Here is a 21,150-nt window from a genome sequence, read left to right as displayed (position 1 = left end):
GATTGTGTCCGGGCTCAGTTATTTCTCAGCTATCAAGATCTCCCCGGAGCTGCCGCTCAAGAAAGGCTGTGTAGACCTCCCAGGAATGATAGCCGTAGTTCCCGGCCATCACAAAAAGAGCAGGTAACCCCTTCCGACGGCACCACCGGTACAGGAGGGTGTCCCGCTCCAGCATCTGGGCAGCAGAGAGCCGGAGCAATTCCGCCGAAGGAAGCTGGTCTCTATCATAGGGATCTGCTCCGGCCAGGACCAGCACAAAATCGGGAAGCCCAAAGCGCTCTTCCATCGTTTCCAGGGCCCCGGCAAGGCGCGGTACATAAAAGGACTCCTCACCCTCTTCCAGGGGAAGATCAAGATCGCTGGGAACCCAGGAGGGATTCTTGCTTCCATCGGCCAACACTTCTGGCTGGTCCAGGGGCCACCCCCGCGCCATATGAACACTCAGGGTGCGGATCGTCTCGTCCCCCTCGGTAAGAGCGGCAGTACCATCTCCCTTATGAGCATCCACATCAAGAACCCAGGCAGACCTGATCTGCCCGGAAGCTTGCAGAACCCTCAGAGCGACGACCACATCGTTCACGGGACAAAAGCCGCTTCCCCGGGAGGAGAGGGCGTGGTGCATCCCTCCCCCGCAGTAAAACCAGAACCGCTCCGGCCCGGCTACGGCGTATCGGGCAGCCTGAAGGGTACCTCGGGCAGCACGAAGACACTGATCGCGAAGATCCCGCAAGGGCCGATCTGCCCCAACCGGATCATACCGGTGAAAGGAACCGTCGGGAAGAATCAGCTCAAAAGTCCGTTCCATCTCCCGGTCGCACCGTTCGTCATCTGCCAGGAGCCGATCCAGATAAGCCTCATCATGAACCAGACGCAGATCTTCCCTGGAAAGCGGAAGAAGGGGCTCTTTTCGAAGCCATTGGCCGCTGCTTCGGGCCAGATCCTCCTGAGCCAGAAGCGCCCTCAGGGTTCTCTCGGCATTGGAACCGGTAATGGGAACATCAATGCCAAAGGAGCTGACAGGATCCACAGAGTCTGTGCCGCAGAGAATCATCCCGGGAGGGCTCCTTCCCCGAGGATAATCTCGGCTATTCGTTCCAGATCATCCATGGAGAGATAGGATATTTCTATTTTTCCACGCTGTTCCGAACCCGCCAGAAGAACCCGCGTACCCAGGGTTTGAATAAGCTTTTCCTCGAGCTGGCTCATCTCCACCGATTTCCTTCCCCCCCTCGACGGGAGCGAACTCTGTACGGCTCCCTGCGAGAACGAAGTCTTCTGAAGATCCCCCGGCGATGTCCCGGAAGGAGCCCCTTCTGATCCTTGAAGCGTGACCGCTCCCCCGACAATTTCCCGGTGCGCTTCCTTCACAGGCAAGCCACGGTTCAGAAGCCCCACAAAGCGCTCCAGATTGCGAACCGAGAAGCCCTCGTCAAGGGCGTGGCGGGCAACCTCGTCCATCGTCGCGGAAGCATCATCGGAAAGGCTCAGCAGTGTCCGGGCGTGTCCCGCCGAGAGGTCTCCCGCTGAAACCTTCTCCTGAACGGCGGAAGGCAACTTGAGCAGGCGCAAGCTGTTGGCGATGGCAGGCCGGCTTTTTCCCAACCGCCGGGCCAGCACATCCTGACTGATCCCCGTCCGTTCCATAAGGTCAGCGTAGGCCTGGGCCTCTTCCAGAGGAGAAAGGTCTTGCCGCTGAATATTTTCTATTAGCGCTATTTCAAGCTTTTCTTCTAAACTAAATACCCCAGGCAGAAGAGGAATCGTCGCGAGGCCCGCCAGGCGAGCAGCCCGCCATCGACGCTCTCCAGCAATAATGAGGTAATCACCGTCTTCCCGCTGTTCCGCCAGGATAGGCTGAATAACACCTCGTTCCTGAATGGATTGGGCAAGTTCCTGCAGAGCTTCCTGCCGAAAAGTCTTTCTGGGCTGATCGGGGTTTGGATGTATCCTGTCCAGAGGAACGGTTATCACCGAGGTGGAATCCAGCGGCTCCTGGGGCAGATCATTGTTCTGCAGGAGCGCCTCTATCCCCTTACCGAGTCTTCGCTGCGTTGACACGTTGTTCAACCTCCTCGGCGAGCTTCTGGTAGCTCCGGGCTCCCACGCACGACGGATCGTAGAGATTAACGGGAATTCCGTGGGATGGGGCCTCGGAAAGGCGAATATTTCGTGGAATAATCGTGCGGAACACCCGCTTTCCAAAATAGCCTATCACCTCTTGCACCACATCGTTGGCAAGACGTGTCCGGGAATCGTACATGGTAAAAAGAATTCCGAAGAGTTCCAGGTCCTGGTTAAAGCCGCTCTGAACCCGTTTGATATTCTGAAGAAGCTGCGTGAGCCCCTCCAGGGCAAAATACTCACACTGCAGGGGAATGATCACGTCCCGGGCTGCCACGAGAGCGTTTAATGTGAGAAGACCCAGACTGGGAGGACTGTCGACAAAAATGTAATCGTACTCCTGGCGCAACGGCTCCAGAGCGTCGCGCAGGAAAAACTCCCGCTTTTCCTGATTTACCAGCTCCACGCTCGCCCCTGTGAGCTCCCCCCCGCCGGCAATGATCGACAGGCCAGCCTGGGGTGTCTCCTGGACAGCCTCAGCCGAGGAAGAAGAACCACTGATCACCTGATATATTCCAGGACGCGATCTGTCAGCACCGACGCTGCTGGAAAGATTACCCTGTGAATCAAAATCAACCAGGAGGACCCTCTTCCCCATTCCAGCAATCGCAGCCCCAAGGTTAACGGCAGTAGTGGTTTTTCCAACACCGCCTTTCTGGTTTGCAAAGGTGATAACTGTTCCCATGATGTTAGGCCCCAGTATACCCTATTTTCACCCGGACTGTCATTGCATATCCATCCATTTTCTTTTTTCGTTCCCTCTTGTAAAAAAATAGACCCTTTCTGCCGATAGTCTAAAGATATCAGGCGCTGGTAAACGGGAAAATTTGCGTATCCCAATTTTTTTAAATAGAGTTAGGACGATGGCAAATAAGGTGATAATTGACAGCACTACGTTGCGAAGGTTTCCAAAGGTTGAGTTGCATCGGCATTTAGAGGGAACTTTTGCGTTACCCACGCTGCATCGCATCGCACTCAAAAACGGGCTCCCCTACGAAAAAGATTTTTCCCGATTTCAGAAAGAGGTCCAGTTTCCTCGCGATGCCGAGCCTGACTTTCTCCTTTTTCTCTCAAAATTCAAAAATGACTGGTATCGGTCTCACCAGGACATACGCGATATCGTTCGGGATTCTGTTCTCGCTTTTGCTGAAGACGGGCTCTTTTTTATCGAGCTTCGCTTTTCCCCCGAGCACTTTGCTTTTCACAACAATTTCGACCGCCTTGAGGTAACAAGGATCATTGTGGATGCGGCAAATCAGGCAGCCGCGGAGACGGGCGTTCTGATTCGCTACCTTATTACCTTTAACCGGGCAAAACAGAATCAATACGAGATGATCTCTCTCTACCAGGACCTCAGAGGTTTGCAGATTCCCGAAATCGTGGGCATCGATCTGGCCGGCGATGAGATAAACTTCCCGCCACAGCAATTTACCGAGTTCTTTCAGACTGTCCGCAACGATGGCGTCTACGGAACAACAATCCATGCCGGAGAAGTATCACCGGCACAACAGGTCTGGGACTCGATTCATCTTCTCCACGCAACACGTATCGGCCACGGCACCTCCACCATTGACGACCCCCTCCTGCAGAAACGCCTGATCGAAGAAGGGGTGGTTCTGGAGCAGTGCATCACCTCAAACTACCAGACCGGTTCCTGGGTCGACGAGAAACATCATCCCCTGGGACGGCTCTTTCGGGCAGGGGTTCCTGTTACCATCAATTCTGATGACCCCACAATACAGGATACCGATCTCACCGATGATTATGTGAAGGCCTGCACCTATTTTGATCTTACCGTGGATGACCTGGTTACCCTCAACATGAATGCCCTGGAAGGAGCCTTTCTTCCCGACACAGAGAAGAGCGAGCTAAAACAGCGGTATCTCCAGGCGGTTGCTGCCTTTCGGCAGGCACACAACCTCTAGGTTTTTCCAATCGAAATTGTTCCACGTGAAACATCGCGAAGTTCCTCGCCAAGAGCATCCAGGTGCTCCTGGTCCACCGCAAAAAGAAGGCTCACGGTCTCGGAAAACGCTTCATCCCGGATTTCTGCGCCAAATCGCTCCAGGGTGCTTCTCACAGGGTTATGCATATCGTAGGAGCAGGTAATGTTTTTTAGCGAAAGCTCCCGGAGCGGCTGGCGTTCCACCAGGGCCAGGCCCTGGCGCAGGGCATCTCCGTAGGCCCGAACCAGCCCGCCCGTACCCAGCTTTATTCCCCCGTAGTAACGAACCACCGTGGCAAGAACGTTTGTGAGGCCGCTTCCCTTGAGAATTTCCAGGACCGGACGACCCGCCGTTCCCTTGGGTTCACCATCATCGCTCATTCCCCATTGCTGACTCCGTGCGGGCCCCACAACAAAGGCATACACCACATGCGTTGCCCCAGGATGCTCAACACGGCGAAACCGTATCCGATCCTCCGCCTGGGAACGATCGGACACAATTTCAAGATCGGTAATAAAACGGGATCGCCGGATTTCAGTCTCCGTTCGAACCGGTGAAACCGGAATGTCCATAGGCCCTTCCCGGAAAGAAGCTACTCCTTCACCTCATCGGTTGTCCCGGAATCGTCAGCGGAAGTCTCATCAACCCGCTGGAGAACCCTTTGGGGCTGTTCCGTCGCCTCTTCAGCATCGGCGTCAGCATCGATTGTGGCTACACCCACCACATAATCGGGGGGCTCCACATTCATCACACTCACACCTCGGGCGGTGCGTCCCTGAAGGGAGACATCTTCGGCCCGAAGCCGTACCGTAAGACCCTGGGAAGAGACCGCGATGAACTCGTTTCCCTCCGAAACAGGAAGGACTGCAACAACCTCGCCCGTTCCCGCAGCGTCTTCGGTTCCAGGAACAACGGTGAAGGCCTTCATTCCCTGACCCCCACGACCATGGAGGGTAAAGTCGGAACAGGGGGTTCTCTTTCCAGCCCCGTATTCCGTAAGGAGAAGAACCTGGCCATCGTCGGGGGCAGCACAGGCACCTGCAATCTCATCCTGGGGAAGAAGTTTCAACCCGCGAACGCCACCGGTATTACGCCCCATTGGTCTGACATCGGTCTCGCTCAAGCGAAGTCCCCGGCCCTGACGACTCACCAGAAGGATCGTATCGTCCCCCATGGTAATCAGAACGCTCACCAGGCGATTTCCCTCATCGAGCTTCACCGCCCGGATACCTCGCCGACGGGCGTTGATAAAAGCGTTTGCCTTTATTTTGACCACCTGGCCCCGGGCTGTGGCAAAAAAGAGATGAATAGCAGGGTCGAAATCCCGCAAGGGAAGCACCGAGGCGATATCTTCATCGGCAGATATCTCAAGGAGTCCCTTTACGTGCGTTCCTTTTGCATGGCGTGATGCCTCGGGTATCTCATGGACCTTCAGGTAATAGGCTTTCCCGATACTTGTAAAGAACAGGACGTGATCGTGGGTGGATCCCAGAAAAACGTGCTCGATAAAATCATCTTCCCGAAGATTGCTTGAGGAGTTGAGCCCCCGGCCCCCCCTGCCCTGGGTCTTATACAAACTGTAGGGAAGGCGCTTAATAAAACCGCGATGGCTCAAAAGAACTACCATCGTTTCCTTTTGGATCAAATCCTCGATATCGATTGCCTCGATCTCATGAGGTTCAATCCGTGTGCGCCGTTCGTCACCGAACTTCTCTGCAATTTCGTAGGTTTCCCGTTTGATAAGCTCCCGAATTTTGAGCTCGCTCCCCAGTAATTCCCGGAGATCACGAATTATTGCCCGCACTTCCTCAAGCTCATCGATAATCTTTTTTGTCTCAAGGCTCGTAAGCTTTTGCAACCGCATGTCGAGGATCGCCTGGGCCTGTTTTTCCGAGAGCTCGAAGGTGCTCATCAGAGCTCCTCGGGCCGTTTCCACATCGGCAGCTTCCCGGATGATGCGTATTACCTCGTCGATATTGTCCAGAGCGATCTTGAGGCCAAGCAGGATGTGTTCCCGCTCTTCAGCCTTGCGAAGATCGAACTTCGTGCGCCGCACCACCACCTCGTGACGGTGAGCAATAAAATGGCGCACCATGTCCCGCAACGTAAGAACCTGCGGCCGACCATTCACAAGGGCCAGAGAGTTCACGTTGAAGTTAACCTGCATCTGGGTATGGGTAAAGAGCTGGTTCAGGATCACCTTTACGTTGGAATCCCGCTTCAGCTCTATCACGATTCTCATGCCGTTCCGGTCCGACTCATCCCGCAGATCGGCGATCCCGTCTATTTTCCGGTCTCTCACAAGATCGGCGATGCGAGTAATCAGATTTGCCTTGTTTACCATGTAGGGAATTTCGTTCACCACGATCACATCGCGGCCCCGCTTGTTTTCCTCTATGGTAAAACAGGAGCGGACAACAACCCTTCCCTTGCCGGTCAAGTAGGCTGAACGAATCCCCCGGTAGCCATAAATTGTGCCTCCCGTAGGAAAATCGGGGCCTTTTATATGATCACAGAGAGCTTCACCGGAGATATCGGGATCGTCCAGCATTGCTCCCACGGCGTTGGCAATCTCCCGCAAATTGTGCGGCGGAATGTTCGTAGCCATACCCACAGCGATTCCTGACGCCCCGTTTGCCAGGAGAAAAGGAAACGCTCCGGGCAATACCAGGGGTTCCTCATCGGAATCATCGTAATTTGGTCCAAAATCTACTGTTTCTTTATTGATGTCGCGAAGAATTTCTTCAGCGACTTTATGCAGCTTTGCCTCGGTATACCTCATCGCTGCAGGAGGGTCGCCATCGACAGACCCGAAGTTTCCCTGGCCGTTCACCACGGGGTAACGAAGCGAAAAGGTCTGGGCAAGCCGCACCAATGCGTCGTAGACACTTTGATCACCGTGGGGATGGAACTTTCCCAGTACATCTCCCACAATGCGCGCAGCTTTTTTGAAGGGCCGGTCCGATCGGAGCCCCATGGAGTGCATGCCGTAGAGAATCCGGCGGTGTACCGGTTTCAATCCGTCCCGCACATCCGGCAAGGCCCGGCTCACAATAACGGACATGGCATAATTGAGATACGACTCTTTTACTTCATCCTCAATAGCAACGGGTATAATCCGCGCAGCCGCCTGTTTATCAGACACCCTGTACTCCTGTTTTATACATCAAGGTTGCTCACGTAGAGTGCGTTTTCTTCGATAAACTCTCTCCGTGGTGCAACGTGTTCGCCCATAAGCGTGGTAAAGACCGAATCAGCCTCCACAGCATCCTCCAGACGAACCTGCATGATACTCCGCGTCTCGGGATTCATCGTGGTATCCCACAACTGATCAGGATTCATCTCACCCAGACCCTTATACCGCTGAATTCCGATTTTCCCTTCCTCAACGCTCTTTCGCTGCGTTATATCTCCCACAATCCGTTCACGCTCGGCCTCGTTATAAGCATAGGCTATCTCTTTTCCGTAGCTTATTTTGTACAAGGGAGGCATCGCGATATAAACATAGCCGGCCTCAATCAACTGTGGCATATACCGGAAAAAGAAGGTAAGCAAAAGCGTTCTGATGTGTGATCCGTCCACATCGGCGTCAGCCATGATGAACACTTTATGGTACCGCACTTTCGTTACATCAAACTCGTTCCCTACTCCGGCCCCGAGAGAAGCAATAATTGGCTGAAGTTTTTCGTTGGAGAGAACCTTGTCGATTCTGGTTTTCTCAACGTTCAGCATCTTTCCCCACAGCGGAAGAATCGCCTGGAACTCACGATCCCTTCCCTGCTTTGCGCTTCCACCTGCCGAATCTCCCTCAACAATATACACTTCAGCGTGTTCGGGATTTCGCTCGCTGCAGTCGGCAAGTTTTCCGGGAAGACCGGAGCTCTCCAGAAAGCTCTTGCGCCGGGTCATATCCCTGGCTCGTCGCGCAGCCTGGCGAGCCCTGGCAGCAAGAACACTCTTTTCCAGAATTGCCTCGACGATTTTCGGGTTTTCATCGAAATAGGCCGTCAGATTTTCATTGACCAGACTCTCTACGATTCCCCGAACTTCGCTGTTACCCAATTTTGCCTTGGTCTGCCCCTCAAATTGAGGGTTCATTACCTTTACGGAGATAACCGCTGTGAGACCTTCCCTGACATCATCTCCACTGAAGCTCTCGTCCATTTTTTTTGCAAACTTTGAACGCTTCAGGTAATCATTGAAGGTCCGTGTCAGGGCACCTCGAAACCCTGTAACGTGGGTTCCTCCCTCACGGGTGTTAATGTTATTTACAAAGGCAAAGAGAATTTCATTGAAGCCATCGTTGTATTCCATGGAAATCTCGACTTCCACGTCATCCCGGGAGGCTTCGAACCAGATCGGCTCAGACTGGATAGCAGTCTTGTTCTTGTTCAGGTACTGGACAAATTCCTTCAGGCCCCCGTCAAACTTGAAATCATGACTCTTGATCTGGGGAAGTCGTCTGTCCTCAATGGTTATACGAACTCCTTTATTCAAAAAAGCAAGTTCGCGCAACCGGTGTGATAGTACATCGAAACTGAACGTTACAGTTTCAAAAATCTCCTCGTCGGGCCTGAAGGTAACCTTTGTACCTGTCAGCCGGGTTTCTCCGATGGGTTCGACCGCTTTTCCAGCTACACCACGCTCGTACCGTTGATGCCAGATGCGGTTATCCCGGTAAACCTCTACCTCAAGCCACTCCGAAAGGGCATTTACCACGGAGACACCAACCCCGTGAAGACCTCCCGAGACTTTGTAGGTGTCCTTGTCAAACTTTCCTCCCGCATGGAGGCGGGTCATGACAATTTCGAGGGCACTGACGTTTTCCCCTGCGTGATGATCGACAGGTATACCCCGTCCGTCATCCACCACAGTGATAACGTTATTTTTTTCTATGACCACTGCTATCGTGCCACAGTGGCCAGCCAGAGCCTCGTCGATACTGTTATCGACAACCTCGTATACCAGGTGATGCAGTCCGTCTGATCCGGTACTACCGATATACATTCCAGGCCGTTTACGGACTGGATCCAGACCCGTCAGGATCTGAATGTTTTCTGCAGAATAGTTTCCAGGCATGTTTTTCCTTCGCGAAGTTCGGCCATTATACGTACTTATGGAGTAAACGTAAACCACCGAAAATTATCCACATTAAATACACAGCTAAGTGGAAAAGATGTGGATAATTTGTGGATCTGATTGTGGAAAAAGAGAGCTCTTTTTCAGAATACCCTCAAATAATGATGGATAGGGGCAAAAACCAGGAAAATCCGGGCCGAACCCACTGGAAACGATCTCTCCCTGTGGTATTATGGGCCTCCCCATTGGGGATAAATAGTGTACCAATATGTGGATAATATGTGGATAATTTGAGGTTAGCATGAGCGAATGGCAAGGTAACAGAGTATTCTGGGACGAAGCACTGAAAATAATACAGCAACAAGTTTCGGAGCAGGAACACGTAATGTGGTTCCAGCAAATCGAATATACCGAATCTGATGAAGATTCTATCACCGTCACTGTTCCTTCATCATTTTATCGGGATCAGGTAAAACAGAGGTACCTTGATCTGATCCTGAAGACCCTGAGACAGCTTTCAGGCCGATCCTTTCAAATTCATTTCAGTATTGCAAAAACTGAAATGGTTCAGGAAAAAACCTATCAGGAAACACGGGACGATACCCAAAAAAGAAACGACCAGTCCCCATCGGAAGAAAAAAAACAAAACCCTGGAAATTCCTTACCTGCCCCGGGGCTGAACGAAGAATATACCTTTACAAACTTTGTGGTGGGTGATAATAACCGCTTTGCTGCAAACGCAGCGATCGCAATTTCAAAAAACCCCGGAACAACCTACAACCCCTGCCTCATTTACGGAGGAGTGGGATTAGGAAAAACTCATCTCCTGCAATCGATCGGAAATTCCGTATGGCAAGAGAAAGACAATGCAAAAATTGTCTATGTAACAGCCGAAGATTTCACAAATGAGTTCATACGATCAATCCAGGAAAATAAAACTCACCTCTTTAAAAACAAATACCGAAAAGCTGACGTTCTACTCATTGACGACATTCACTTTCTTCAAAAGAAGCACGAAACCCAGGAAGAACTTTTCCATACCTTCAATGCTCTTTTTGATGCAAAAAAACAAATGATTTTTACCTCTGACCGGCCTGTAAGTGAAATCAAGGATATTACGGAACGACTCCAGAACCGCTTTACCCGAGGACTAACCGTTGATCTTCAGCCACCTCAAATGGAAACAGCCGTGGCTATTCTCAAAAAGAAAGCCGAGAAACAAGGTGTTTACGTTGCTAACGATGTAATCAACCTGATCTGTCAGAAAATAACCACCAACGTTCGTGATCTGGAAGCTGCTCTTACGCGGATCATTGCCTACGCGGAACTGGTGAACAAGGAAGTTTCCCTGGAAGTAGCTCAAAGACAACTGAAAGACTTTTTCTCGAGCCCCACCCAGAATAATATTACCGTAGATGTCATCCAGCGGGTTGTGGCCGATTACTTTAACCTTTCTGCCAACGAACTGAAGGGAAAGAAACGAACCCGACAAGTGGCATTTCCGCGTCAAATGGCAATGTATATCACCCGGGAAATAACTGAAGCATCCATGACCGATGTGGGTCTTGAGTTTGGAGGGCGAGATCACACCACGGTCATGCACGCCTGTCAGCGAATAAGCAGTCGAATGCGCACCGATCCCACCATAGAAGACATTATCCAGACCCTTATCCGAAAGATAAAAGAGGAGGGCAGCCGAGCCTGATAACCGGGGTGTATCCTCGGGATAACCGGGGGAAAACCTCACGGACTGTGGATAAGGGGATAACACCGGGATAACCATGACCGGGTTATCCCCCCGCTAAGGATATACAGCATATGAGATTGAGTGGGTTTTCCACAAATCCACCGTCTCTGCTATTACTACTACTGATATACATATATAATCCCTATGGGGAAAGGAGTTCTGGAAAGTGAAGTTCACCGTAGAAAAAGACCTCATTCTTCGTGAGGTACAGATCGCACAGGAGATTATTGCCTCCCGTTCAAACATGTCTATTCTCTCGAATGTTTTGCTTCATGCAGCCGATGGAGAGCTCATCGTTCGGGCAACTGATCTCAAGGTAAGTTTCGAAACGAGAATTCCTGTAATTGTCACCGAACCGGGAATCACCACCGTCTTCTGCGACAAACTCCAGGGCATTTTGCGTTCTCTTCCCGAAGGAGAAATCGAGTTTGAGCAGGGATCAGCAACAACAGGGGAGAATTTCGTAATTCGCCCGAAGTTCAAGGAAATTGATTTTCGTCTTCGCAGTATTCCTGCCGACAAGTTTCCCGAACTTCAGACGCACATCGATTCGGGGTACTTCGATTTTCCCCAGGCTGATTTTGCCGAGATGGTTACACAAACTGCTTTTGCTGTTTCTGACGACGAGACTCGATTTTTCATGAACGGGGTATATCTGGAGACTGATGATGACAAACTGATCATGGTTGCAACCGATGGTCGCCGATTGTCTCTGATATCTCACGAAATACCTGAAGGGCTCGAATCGTTTGAGGGAGTAATCATTCCACCAAAGGTACTTAATCTTGTTCGGCGTCTTTCAACGGGAGAGGGAATGCTTCAGATGGCAATTGCTGACAAGCACATTTTCTTTGCCTTTGAAAATCATTACATCTCTTCATCCCTTATCGAGGGACAGTTTCCAAATTACCGTCGGGTAATTCCCGAAACGCAGCATTACAGTGTTCAACTGGAAAAAGCAGTTTTTTCCGAGGCCTTAAAGCGGGTTGCTCTGATGGTAGAAAAATCCCGAAGGATTTACCTTGATATCTCATCGGGGCAAATTCAGATTCGGAGCGAAGAAAGTGAAGTAGGTGTAGCACGGGAAAGTGTATCTGTCGAATTTGAAGGTCCCGATACAACAATTGCCCTGAATTATATGTATTTGGTGGATCCTCTTCGTGTAATCAATACTGATACAATTTCTCTCCATTTTACTGAGCCGAACAAGGCCCTTACAATTTATTCGGAACCTCTTGACCGGTATTATCACATTGTGATGCCCATGCAGCTTCAGTAACGGAATACGGTCGATTGTGGGATTTGATTGGGTTCGATTATTCAATTTCCGGAACTTGGGAGATGGAAAAATCGATATTGCTGCTCCCCAGGTTTTTTTGATAGGGGAAAACGGCCAGGGAAAAAGCAACTTTCTTGAGTCTCTTTACTATTTGAGTTATGGGGGGAGTTTTCGCACGCGCCATGACCAGGAGGTATGCCGTCACGGGGAAGATCAAATGGCCCTGGACGGTTTTTTTACCTCCCGGGAAGATCGATTTCGTATGGAAGTCCGCTACGAAGAATCCCGGAAAACCCTTCATCGGGACGGAAAAACCATACAGGACAGAAAAGACATGGTTTCTCTTATTCCAACGGTTGTCTTTCGTCACGGTGATATGGACTTTGTCAGTGGATCTCCGGAAAAACAGCGGTGGTTTGTTGATCAGACCCTGAGCATGAATTATCCCCTCTATATCGATGATCTTCGAAGATATCGAAAAATTCTCAAAAACAGGAATCAACTCCTGAAAAGTCATGATTACGAGATGATTTCTGTTTATGATTACCACCTGGCTGAAGCAGGACTTTCTCTTCAACGACGGAGGGAAGACGTTTTACGATCATTTAATCATGTTTTTTCCCAAGAGTTCCGCTATATTGCAGGTCTTTCGGAAGATCTTACCATAGAGTATCAGGCTAGCTGGAAGGGTTGTAAAACCATCGAGGATGTTCTTGAAATTCTTGCAAAGAATCATGCCCGCGAGAGAGTTCTTCGAACAACAACGAGTGGGCCACATAGGGATAAATTTTTTTTTCGCTATGGCGACCGTGATTTTCTGTCCCTCGCTTCAACGGGGCAAGTTCGTCTGGTTTCACTCATTCTGCGTGTTGCCCAGGCCAGATTTTTTTTGAAAGAAACGGGACGCCTTCCGCTTTTACTCCTGGACGATGTTCTTCTGGAGCTGGATGGGCTTCGCCGGGACAGGTTTATTTCGAGGCTTCCCCCGGCAGAGCAGCGACTCTTTACATTCCTTCCGGGAAATATTTTTCGGGACTATCGTACCGAGGAGACAATGGTATATACTATTTCGGATGGAAGGTTTCAACGAGAGTAGCGCCCGCGATCTGATCGTTCGGCTAGTGGATTCCCTGGGCGCGAAAGATGAAAATGGCATTGTTCCCTTCGTTGTGGCCTGGCCCAGGATTGTTGGGACCGATTTTGCGGCTCATTCCCGTGTTCTCGATGTAAAAAACGGTTCTGTTCGTGTCGGAGTTGATCATCCGGGGTGGCTTCAGCGAATGCACCTGGAACAACGAAAGATCGTGGCATCGATTCAACGAACCTTTCCTGACCTGGGGGTTCGAAATCTTCATCTCATGGTTGTTTCTTCACTTGATTTCTCGACAGAGCCAAAAGGGATTCCTCCCGGGGAAAATCCCGAACCGCCCCTTCCAGAAAAAAACGAAGATGTTTCCCTGCAAGAGGCCTCTCAGGAGGCGTATCAGGAAGATCTGGACAGCGCCTATAGGGATCCTGATTTCATGAGTCACTTGAAGGGACTTGAAGAGGCCTTGCGGAAACGGGACGATTCACGTTGACATAGGGTGATCACGGCCGTTATACTGCGCGCCTGTTACGAACTGACGAGGAGAATACCCCATGAAGCGAACCTATCAACCGAGTCGCGTCAAACGTAACCGGAAATTTGGCTTCCGAGCCCGTATGAAAACTGCCGGTGGGCGTCTTGTGCTCAAGCGCCGTCGGGCAAAGGGACGAAAGAAGCTTTCGGTTGCGGATGAGAAAAAACCTTACTAAAGCGGAAATTCTTCGGAGCAAACCGGAGATATCAATCGTTTTTTCCAGTAAGGTCGTGTATCGCACGCAGGGGCTCCATCTTCGGATTGTCGAGAATGATCTGGGATGGAGCCGTGTTTTATTCACTACGCCCCGGATGTTCCGGGGGGCAGTAGCCCGGAATCGGGCACGACGACATGTACGCGAAGTATACCGGCTGATAAAAGGGCAACTAAGAGGCCACTACGATATGGCTTTTGTCCTTTATCCCGGATTGTATGAGTTTTCCGACCGGTTTTTGCAGGTAGAGACCTTGCTTCGCCGGGCGGAAGCGATTCCTCAGAGCTAAGGAACAATAATGGAAAAGAACACCCTTCTTGCGGTTGTTCTGTCGGTCATAGTTATTACAATTGGTTTTACGGTGCAGAACATACTGTATCCCCCGGAGCCAATACCTGTCGCAGAGACCACAGAACGAATCGATTCCCGGGATGCCGCCCCCCCCTCGAGGGCAGAGGGTGAGAGCCAGCAGGAACTGCCACCACGGGAAGAGGTTACTCTCTCGGAGCGTCCCGTGCTGGGCAATCCTGTGCGCGAAGTGCCTCAGGATGGTTTGTCGAGTGATGTTGTAACCTACGAAAACGAGACGATGCGTGTGGTGTTTGACCCTGCGGGAGCTCGGATCATTTCGCTCAAACTCCTCTCCTATGCCGATGGCGATCAGCCTGTGGAGATGATCAAGCGGGGAGAAACCAACAGGGGAGCTCTGGAGTTTCATTTTGGAAATGAAACGGCTCCCCCTGTGGAAGCTCTTTTCGAGAAAGTTTACACCGATGATCCTCATACCATGGTATTTCGCCGGGATTTCTACATCGAAGGGACTCCTGGCCAACCCTTTGAAGTGCGCCGGACCTTTCGGTTTTATCCTGGCGAGTATGTGATCGAGACGATTGTCGAGATAACAAACTCGGTAAACCAGGTAATTCCCCTGGACTACGCAGGGAGCTCCTATAGCGTTTCCTTTGGACCCCAAATTGGTCCTTCCTACGCGGAACTGGACGGAAGAAACGAGTACCGAAAGTTTTTCTATTACGATGGAGGGCGTCGGCGGGAAATCCGGCTACGCAACGAAGATCGAAACCAGAAAACGGACCGACTTCACTGGGCCTCGATAGCAGGGAAATATTTCGCTGTTATCGCTGTTCCGGGATCTGCAAACTATACATGGACCTTCTCCAGTGAGACCCCTCGCGGGCTTGATGATGGGGCTGCCCTGTATCTGTCCCGACCGGTTTTTCGAAGTGCGGCAAATCGGGACGTTCAACGGTTTTATGTGGGGCCAAAAGTTACCCAAGTGCTGAACCGGTACGATCGGTCCGGTGACAATGCCCTGGGTCTTCAGAACATGGATTTCGGGAAAATTGAAGATAATCGCCTTCTCTTCGGGTGGCTGGAAAATATCCTGAAGTTCGCCATGCAGATTATCTATCGTTTTGTCCCCAATTATGGAGCTGCGATCATTATTCTCACGATTATCGTGAAAATTCTGCTTTTTCCTCTTACCCACAAGAGCTTTGAGAGTACCAGCAAGATGCAGATCCTGAACCCAAAAATTCAGGAGCTTCGGGAAAAGCACAAGGATAATCCCCAAAAAATGAACCAGGCCATGGGAGAACTCTACAAAAAAGAGGGCGTCAATCCCTTGGGCGGGTGTTTGCCCATGCTGGTGCAGTTTCCCTTTTTCATCGCCATGTTTGGTGTCTTTAATAACCACTTTGATCTGCGTGGTGCCACCTTCATTTCCGGATGGATAACGGATCTTTCTGCCCCGGAATCGATCTGGAACTTTGGCGATTTCGTTCTTCCCCTTCTTGGCTGGAACGATTTACGGTTGCTGCCGATATTATTTGTTGCAAGTCAGCTTTTATCGAGTAAACTGATGCAGAACCCTGCTGCAGGAACCAGCAATAGTCAGATGAAAATGATGCAATACGGATTGCCCCTGATGTTCTTTTTCATCCTTTACAACATGCCCAGCGGCTTGCTGGTCTACTGGATTTTTTCAAATATTCTTACAGTGGCACAGCAGGCATACATTACAGGGAAGCGAAAACACCAGGTGACGGAGTAGATAATGGTACAAGAATTTGAAGGGCGCACAGAGCAGGACGCAATAGACGCTGCTGTGAAAGCGCTTGGGCTTGAATCGCACGAGTTTGAGGTGGAGATCGTATCAACCCGAAGCGGCGGCTTGTTTGGCCGGAACAAGGCGGTCCGGATTGCCGTCCACTATTCCGAAAAGGAAGAAGCTCCCAGGGAAAAGCGAAATGCCGCAACTCCTGCAAGCAGCGCAGGTAGTGTTCACGGAAAAGGTGAGCCCCTTCGCCCCGAGACAGATTTTGAGCATGCCGTGGTTGATTTTGTTACGACGGTCACGGAAAAAATGGGATTCCCCTCAAAAATATCGATTACTTTTCGGGAATCGAATAAAATTGGAATCCGTCTGGACTCGGAACACACAAATATCCTGATCGGCCGCAAGGGAAAAAATCTGGATGCCCTGCAGCTTTTGACAAACGTTCTCTCGGGACGTTTTGTTGATTCTGAAATAAAGGTTATCCTTGATACCGAGGGATACCGGGGGCGCCGGGAAGAACAGTTGATCCAGCTTGCACACAAAGTGGGAGATCAGGTAAAGCGAAATCGTGGAAGCAAGTTGCTGGAACCGATGAACCCCTTTGAACGGCGGCTCATTCATACTACACTGAACGATATTGAAGATATCGGCACCGAAAGTGAAGGCGAAGGCCTCTATAAGCAGGTGCGAATTTTTTATCGCGGAAGCAAATAAAAATCGTCCGCGAAAGAGGAAACATTGTGGAATCGTTGTGGATAACTTTTGGATACCTTCGAAGATGTATCCCGAAGCGGGGCAGAAGAGCGTCGCAGATTCCGCAAAAATAGAAATATTTCTACAATAATTGTGATATTTTAGGGTATTTTCCCCCCTGGGGGGGGTGATTATTTGTCCACGCAATGTGGATAAGTTGTGGAAAACGATAGGAGTATCGCTATGACCTTCGATGAGAAAGTATGGTATCAGGACAGCCATGAATGGGTTCGAACCGAGGGAGAGACGGCAACCATCGGAATTTCCGATTACGCCCAGGATGAGCTGGGTGATGTTGTCTTTGTGGAATTTCCCGAAGTGGGAAGCACTCTCAAGAAGGGTCAGCCTCTGGGTGTTGTGGAGAGCGTGAAAGCTGCCAGCGATCTCTATATGCCGGTGAGCGGTAAGGTTCTTTCGTGCAACGAAGCTCTCAAGGATACTCCCGAAACGATTAATAAAGACCCCTTTGGTGAGGGCTGGATTATCACAGTAAAACTTGATGATCCCGCCGAGGTGGAGAATCTCATGGATAGTGCCACCTACAAAACCTACACCGAGGGACTGTAAAGACGAACCTTCATAAGCCCTCCCGATAAGGGGCGTTTTCTCGTTCGGTTGACTGTAGGAGGGTATCGTTGTACGTTTCCTGTTGACCGAACGAAGGAGAACACATGAAAACGTCACCCCTTTCCCCGTCCGATTATCATGTCCGCGATCTCTCTCTGGCCGAGTGGGGCCGGAAAGAATTGACTATCGCCGAGTATGAGATGCCCGGTCTCATGGCAACACGGAAAAAATACGGCCCTCTGAAACCTCTTGCGGGTGTTCGTATTTCCGGATCCCTCCATATGACCGTTCAGACAGCGGTTCTTATTGAAACTCTGGCAGAGCTTGGTGCCGATCTTCGTTGGGCAAGCTGTAATATTTTTTCTACTCAGGACCACGCTGCAGCGGCTATTGCTGTGGGTCCTCCCGGCGCGGGAGGGACTCCGGAAGAACCTCGAGGTGTTCCGGTTTTTGCCTTCAAGGGAGAAACTCTTGAAGAGTATTGGGATATGACTCTTAAGGCGCTCTCCTTTCCCGGGGGCAAGGGTCCGCAGCTCATCGTTGATGACGGTGGAGACGCAACACTGCTGCTTCACAAGGGCGTTCAGATGGAAAAGGGTGATACCTGGGTGGAAGAACCGTCGGGTAGCCACGAGGAAGGGGTCATCAAGGCGCTCCTGAAAAAAGTTCATCGCCAGGATCCCCAGTATTTTCAGCGTCTTGTTTCTGAATGGTGCGGTGTGAGCGAGGAGACCACAACCGGAGTCCATCGGTTATACCGCATGGCCCTGGAGGGAACGCTTCTGGTTCCGGCGATCAACGTCAACGACAGTGTCACCAAAAGCAAGTTTGACAACCTGTATGGGTGTCGTGAAAGCTTGATTGACGGAATCAAGCGGGGAACCGATGTCATGATCGCTGGAAAGGTTGCTGTGGTTTGCGGCTATGGTGATGTTGGCAAGGGATGTGCCCAGAGCCTCCGAAATCAGGGGGCACGGGTGATCGTAACCGAGATTGATCCCATTTGTGCACTCCAGGCGTCAATGGAAGGCTACGAAGTAAAACGGCTGGAGACGGTTCTTTCCCAGGGAGATATTTTTGTCACCACCACGGGGAACAGGGATATTATCACTCTGGAACACCTCCAGGGGATGAAGGATCAGGCGATTGTGGCAAATATTGGTCATTTCGATAACGAGATCCAGGTGGAACGCCTGAATGCCTCGGATCTGGTGGTTCGGGAAAATATTAAACCCCAGGTGGACAAGTATACCTGGAGGGGTGGCCCTGACAGTGCAGGCAACCCCATTCTGCCCCATTCCATCTATCTTCTGAGCGAGGGACGACTGGTGAATTTGGGGAATGCCACGGGCCATCCCAGTTTTGTCATGAGTAACAGTTTTACCAACCAGGTTTTGGCACAGCTCGATCTCTGGAGCCACCGGGCGGACTACAAGCCGGGTGTGCGTGTTCTGGATAAAATACTCGATGAAGAGGTTGCCCGACTTCATCTGGAAAAACTTGGGGTCGAACTTACCAGGCTGACGCCGGAACAAGCTGATTACATTGGTGTGCCTCTTTCGGGTCCCTTTAAGCCCGAGGCCTACCGGTATTGAAGTATTGAAGGAGCAAAGAAGTATGAACGCACAAGGTGTATCGGCGGGACGCCGGTACCTTTTTACCTCGGAGTCCGTGAGCGAGGGGCACCCGGACAAGCTGGCCGATCAGATTTCTGATGCAATTCTGGATGCCTGCCTTGCCGATGATCCCGAGAGCCGGGTTGCCTGCGAAACCTTCACTACCACCGGCCTGGTGCTGGTGGGGGGGGAGATAACAACATCAACATACGTTGATGTTCAACAGGTAGCTCGGGAAGTGGCAAAAGATATTGGCTACACCAATCCCTCCTACGGGTTGGATTATGAGTCCATGAGCGTTTTAAACGCCATTCATTCCCAAAGCCCCGATATATCCCAGGGAGTAAGCGGATCGGGGTTGAAAGAGTACCAGGGGCAGCAAGGCGCCGGTGATCAGGGAATGATGTTCGGCTACGCCTGCCAGGAAACACCCGAGCTTATGCCGGCACCGATTATGTTCTCCCACCAGATTCTTCAGAAGGCTGCGGAATTGCGAAAAAGCAAGCAGATCTCCTGGATGAGACCCGATTCAAAAAGTCAGGTTACCATTGAGTACGAAGGGATGGCGCCCAAACGGATAGATACGGTGGTGGTGAGCCACCAGCACGATCCCGACATATCACATGAGGAAATTAGCCAGGCCGTGGTGGAGCAGGTAATCAAACCCGTTCTGAATCCTACGGGGCTTCTTGATGAGTCGACCCGTTATCTGGTGAACCCCACGGGGCGCTTTGTTATTGGAGGTCCCCACGGCGATTCGGGGCTTACGGGAAGAAAGATCATTGTTGATACTTACGGTGGCATGGGGCGCCACGGCGGGGGGGCCTTCAGCGGGAAGGATCCCAGCAAAGTTGACCGCAGCGCTGCCTACATGGCGAGATATGTTGCAAAAAATATCGTTGCCGCCGGGCTGGCTGAACGATGTGAGGTACAGCTTTCCTACGCCATCGGTGTTCCCTTTCCGGTAAGTGTTATGGTCGAGACCTTCGGCACAGCCACGATTCCCGAGAGTACCATTGAGAAGGCTGTGGAAAAGACCTTCGATCTTACCCCCAAGGGGATTATAACGACCCTGGATCTGCTGAGGCCGCTGTACGGAAAGACAGCAGCCTACGGGCACTTTGGCCGTCCTGAGTTTTCCTGGGAGAAGACCGACCGCGTGAAAGACCTTCAGCAGGCGGCGGGGTAAGGGGTCTTCCGGCGATGGCAATTGAACGGGTATCGGATCTTTTGAGCCGGGGAAAAACGCTCTTCAGTTTTGAGTTTTTCCCTCCCCGGACTGAAAAGGGGTGGAGCAGGCTCTTTCATAGCATAGGTGAAGACCTGTTGCCTCTGGAGCCGGCTTATGTGAGTGTTACCTACGGTGCGGGGGGATCCACACGGGAATATACCCATCGATTGGTTACGAGAATACAAAACGAATTTAACCTTACCGTTGTTGCTCATCTTACCTGCGTTGGGTCTTCCCGAAAGGAAATTGCCGGTATTCTTGATCAATACCGAAGGGCGGGGGTTTTCAATATCCTGGCCCTTCGTGGAGATCCCCAGGAGGGAACCATCCCCTCGGGCAGAGAGACAGAGTTCTCCTGCGCCGCCGAGCTGGTTTCCTTTATTCGCGATCATATGCCCGAGGCGTCTATCGGGGTTGCAGGATTTCCCGAGGGGCACCCCGATACGCCAAACCGTCTTCTGGAGATCGAATATCTGCGCCGGAAGGTGGAGGCCGGGGCCGATTATATCGTGACGCAGCTCTTCTTTGATAATCGGGATTATTTTGATTACGTGGAGCGTCTGAAATTAGCCGGGATCAGTCTTCCCGTTGTTCCGGGGATCATGCCCGTTACAACCAGAAAAGGGATGCAGCGGATGGCCGAGCTTGCTGCAGGGGCTCGTTTTCCCGCTCCGCTCCTTCGGGCGGTGGAGCGTACTCACGACGATCAGGGGGTAAACCGGGTGGGTACACACTGGGCAACGGCTCAGGTGGCGGATCTTCTGAACCGTGATGTGCCCGGTGTTCACCTCTATACGCTGAATAATTCCTGGTCCACAATCCATATTTGCAGAAACTTGGGGCTCGAGAGCTACCGCTTGTAGGGGGTGATCCTGCCGCGGCCTCTGGCCCCGGCAGG

At 51.3% G+C, this 21,150-nt stretch carries 19 protein-coding genes; 13 read left to right on the top strand and 6 right to left on the bottom strand.

Annotated elements, in window-relative coordinates; genetic code table 11:
- Nucleotides 1–25: 25 nt before the first annotated feature.
- From BW950_RS04390 to BW950_RS04380, 3 genes are read right to left on the bottom strand one after another with little or no spacing between them, the layout of a single operon-like run.
- Complete coding sequence (locus tag BW950_RS04390) at nucleotides 26–1,051, bottom strand: arginase family protein (protein ID WP_076488082.1); 1,026 nt, start codon at nucleotides 1,049–1,051, stop codon at nucleotides 26–28.
- Complete coding sequence (locus tag BW950_RS04385) at nucleotides 1,048–2,058, bottom strand: ParB/RepB/Spo0J family partition protein (protein ID WP_076488081.1); 1,011 nt, start codon at nucleotides 2,056–2,058, stop codon at nucleotides 1,048–1,050. Before BW950_RS04385 ends, BW950_RS04390 begins: the two co-directional genes overlap by 4 nt.
- A complete protein-coding gene (locus BW950_RS04380) occupies nucleotides 2,033–2,806 on the bottom strand; it encodes a ParA family protein (protein WP_200796785.1) in 774 nt (257 codons plus the stop codon). The genes BW950_RS04385 and BW950_RS04380 overlap by 26 nt, the downstream gene beginning before the upstream one ends.
- 178 nt (nucleotides 2,807–2,984) lie before the next feature.
- Between BW950_RS04380 and add the strand changes: the two genes are divergently transcribed.
- Nucleotides 2,985–4,046, top strand: a complete 1,062-nt coding sequence (gene add, locus BW950_RS04375; protein WP_076488079.1) for an adenosine deaminase — start codon at nucleotides 2,985–2,987, stop codon at nucleotides 4,044–4,046.
- Here the strand turns inward: add and BW950_RS04370 are convergent.
- From BW950_RS04370 to gyrB, 3 genes are read right to left on the bottom strand one after another with little or no spacing between them, the layout of a single operon-like run.
- A complete protein-coding gene (locus BW950_RS04370) occupies nucleotides 4,043–4,639 on the bottom strand; it encodes a YigZ family protein (protein ID WP_076488078.1) in 597 nt (198 codons plus the stop codon). The two genes, add and BW950_RS04370, sit on opposite strands and share 4 nt — an antisense overlap.
- 20 nt (nucleotides 4,640–4,659) lie before the next feature.
- Entirely contained in the window at nucleotides 4,660–7,212 is a 2,553-nt protein-coding gene (gene gyrA / locus BW950_RS04365) for a DNA topoisomerase (ATP-hydrolyzing) subunit A (RefSeq protein ID WP_076488077.1), read from the bottom strand.
- Nucleotides 7,213–7,226: 14 nt separating this feature from the next.
- A complete protein-coding gene (gene gyrB, locus BW950_RS04360; RefSeq protein ID WP_076488076.1) occupies nucleotides 7,227–9,146 on the bottom strand; it encodes a DNA topoisomerase (ATP-hydrolyzing) subunit B in 1,920 nt (639 codons plus the stop codon).
- 301 nt (nucleotides 9,147–9,447) lie between these two features.
- Between gyrB and dnaA the strand changes: the two genes are divergently transcribed.
- The 12 genes from dnaA (at nucleotide 9,448) to metF (ending at nucleotide 21,115) form a co-directional block, all read left to right on the top strand.
- Nucleotides 9,448–10,851, top strand: coding sequence for a chromosomal replication initiator protein DnaA (gene dnaA, locus BW950_RS04355; RefSeq protein ID WP_076488075.1), 1,404 nt, complete (start codon nucleotides 9,448–9,450; stop codon nucleotides 10,849–10,851).
- Nucleotides 10,852–11,059: 208 nt separating this feature from the next.
- Nucleotides 11,060–12,172, top strand: coding sequence for a DNA polymerase III subunit beta (gene dnaN / locus BW950_RS04350; RefSeq protein WP_076488074.1), 1,113 nt, complete (start codon nucleotides 11,060–11,062; stop codon nucleotides 12,170–12,172).
- A 16-nt stretch (nucleotides 12,173–12,188) separates the two neighbouring features.
- Complete coding sequence (gene recF, locus BW950_RS04345) at nucleotides 12,189–13,268, top strand: DNA replication/repair protein RecF (protein WP_076488073.1); 1,080 nt, start codon at nucleotides 12,189–12,191, stop codon at nucleotides 13,266–13,268.
- Nucleotides 13,246–13,752, top strand: coding sequence for a DciA family protein (locus BW950_RS04340; RefSeq protein WP_076488072.1), 507 nt, complete (start codon nucleotides 13,246–13,248; stop codon nucleotides 13,750–13,752). The genes recF and BW950_RS04340 overlap by 23 nt, the downstream gene beginning before the upstream one ends.
- Nucleotides 13,753–13,813: 61 nt before the next feature.
- A complete protein-coding gene (gene rpmH, locus BW950_RS04335; protein WP_076488071.1) occupies nucleotides 13,814–13,969 on the top strand; it encodes a 50S ribosomal protein L34 in 156 nt (51 codons plus the stop codon).
- Nucleotides 13,950–14,297 (top strand): ribonuclease P protein component, encoded by a 348-nt coding sequence (rnpA, locus tag BW950_RS04330; RefSeq protein ID WP_076488070.1) that lies wholly within the window; start codon nucleotides 13,950–13,952, stop codon nucleotides 14,295–14,297. Before rpmH ends, rnpA begins: the two co-directional genes overlap by 20 nt.
- Before the next feature lie 9 nt (nucleotides 14,298–14,306).
- Entirely contained in the window at nucleotides 14,307–16,079 is a 1,773-nt protein-coding gene (gene yidC / locus BW950_RS04325) for a membrane protein insertase YidC (protein WP_076488069.1), read from the top strand.
- A gap of 3 nt (nucleotides 16,080–16,082) precedes the next feature.
- Entirely contained in the window at nucleotides 16,083–16,799 is a 717-nt protein-coding gene (gene jag, locus BW950_RS04320; protein WP_076488068.1) for an RNA-binding cell elongation regulator Jag/EloR, read from the top strand.
- 222 nt (nucleotides 16,800–17,021) lie between these two features.
- The gene (gene gcvH / locus BW950_RS04315) at nucleotides 17,022–17,405 is read left to right on the top strand and encodes a glycine cleavage system protein GcvH (protein WP_076488067.1); all 384 of its coding nucleotides are present in this window, start codon (nucleotides 17,022–17,024) and stop codon (nucleotides 17,403–17,405) included.
- A 104-nt stretch (nucleotides 17,406–17,509) separates the two neighbouring features.
- Entirely contained in the window at nucleotides 17,510–19,000 is a 1,491-nt protein-coding gene (gene ahcY / locus BW950_RS04310) for an adenosylhomocysteinase (protein ID WP_076488066.1), read from the top strand.
- Nucleotides 19,001–19,022: 22 nt separating this feature from the next.
- Nucleotides 19,023–20,210, top strand: a complete 1,188-nt coding sequence (gene metK / locus BW950_RS04305; RefSeq protein WP_076488065.1) for a methionine adenosyltransferase — start codon at nucleotides 19,023–19,025, stop codon at nucleotides 20,208–20,210.
- A 14-nt stretch (nucleotides 20,211–20,224) separates the two neighbouring features.
- Entirely contained in the window at nucleotides 20,225–21,115 is an 891-nt protein-coding gene (metF, locus tag BW950_RS04300; protein WP_076488064.1) for a methylenetetrahydrofolate reductase [NAD(P)H], read from the top strand.
- Nucleotides 21,116–21,150 lie beyond the last annotated feature (35 nt).

The organism is Alkalispirochaeta americana, assembly GCF_900156105.1.
Lineage (GTDB): Bacteria > Spirochaetota > Spirochaetia > DSM-27196 > Alkalispirochaetaceae > Alkalispirochaeta > Alkalispirochaeta americana.
This window is presented reverse-complemented; position numbering and strand designations above follow the sequence as displayed.

What these genes read in the sequence shown, in the direction of transcription:
- BW950_RS04390 (WP_076488082.1), bottom strand. Translation starts at nt 1,051, where the DNA reads ATGATTCTCTGCGGCACAGACTCTGTGGATCCTGTCAGCTCCTTTGGC.
- BW950_RS04380 (WP_200796785.1), bottom strand. Translation starts at nt 2,806, where the DNA reads ATGGGAACAGTTATCACCTTTGCAAACCAGAAAGGCGGTGTTGGAAAA.
- add (WP_076488079.1), top strand. Translation starts at nt 2,985, where the DNA reads ATGGCAAATAAGGTGATAATTGACAGCACTACGTTGCGAAGGTTTCCA.
- BW950_RS04370 (WP_076488078.1), bottom strand. Translation starts at nt 4,639, where the DNA reads ATGGACATTCCGGTTTCACCGGTTCGAACGGAGACTGAAATCCGGCGA.
- gyrB (WP_076488076.1), bottom strand. Translation starts at nt 9,146, where the DNA reads ATGCCTGGAAACTATTCTGCAGAAAACATTCAGATCCTGACGGGTCTG.
- dnaA (WP_076488075.1), top strand. Translation starts at nt 9,448, where the DNA reads ATGAGCGAATGGCAAGGTAACAGAGTATTCTGGGACGAAGCACTGAAA.
- BW950_RS04340 (WP_076488072.1), top strand. Translation starts at nt 13,246, where the DNA reads ATGGAAGGTTTCAACGAGAGTAGCGCCCGCGATCTGATCGTTCGGCTA.
- rpmH (WP_076488071.1), top strand. Translation starts at nt 13,814, where the DNA reads ATGAAGCGAACCTATCAACCGAGTCGCGTCAAACGTAACCGGAAATTT.
- rnpA (WP_076488070.1), top strand. Translation starts at nt 13,950, where the DNA reads ATGAGAAAAAACCTTACTAAAGCGGAAATTCTTCGGAGCAAACCGGAG.
- yidC (WP_076488069.1), top strand. Translation starts at nt 14,307, where the DNA reads ATGGAAAAGAACACCCTTCTTGCGGTTGTTCTGTCGGTCATAGTTATT.
- jag (WP_076488068.1), top strand. Translation starts at nt 16,083, where the DNA reads ATGGTACAAGAATTTGAAGGGCGCACAGAGCAGGACGCAATAGACGCT.
- gcvH (WP_076488067.1), top strand. Translation starts at nt 17,022, where the DNA reads ATGACCTTCGATGAGAAAGTATGGTATCAGGACAGCCATGAATGGGTT.
- ahcY (WP_076488066.1), top strand. Translation starts at nt 17,510, where the DNA reads ATGAAAACGTCACCCCTTTCCCCGTCCGATTATCATGTCCGCGATCTC.
- metK (WP_076488065.1), top strand. Translation starts at nt 19,023, where the DNA reads ATGAACGCACAAGGTGTATCGGCGGGACGCCGGTACCTTTTTACCTCG.
- metF (WP_076488064.1), top strand. Translation starts at nt 20,225, where the DNA reads ATGGCAATTGAACGGGTATCGGATCTTTTGAGCCGGGGAAAAACGCTC.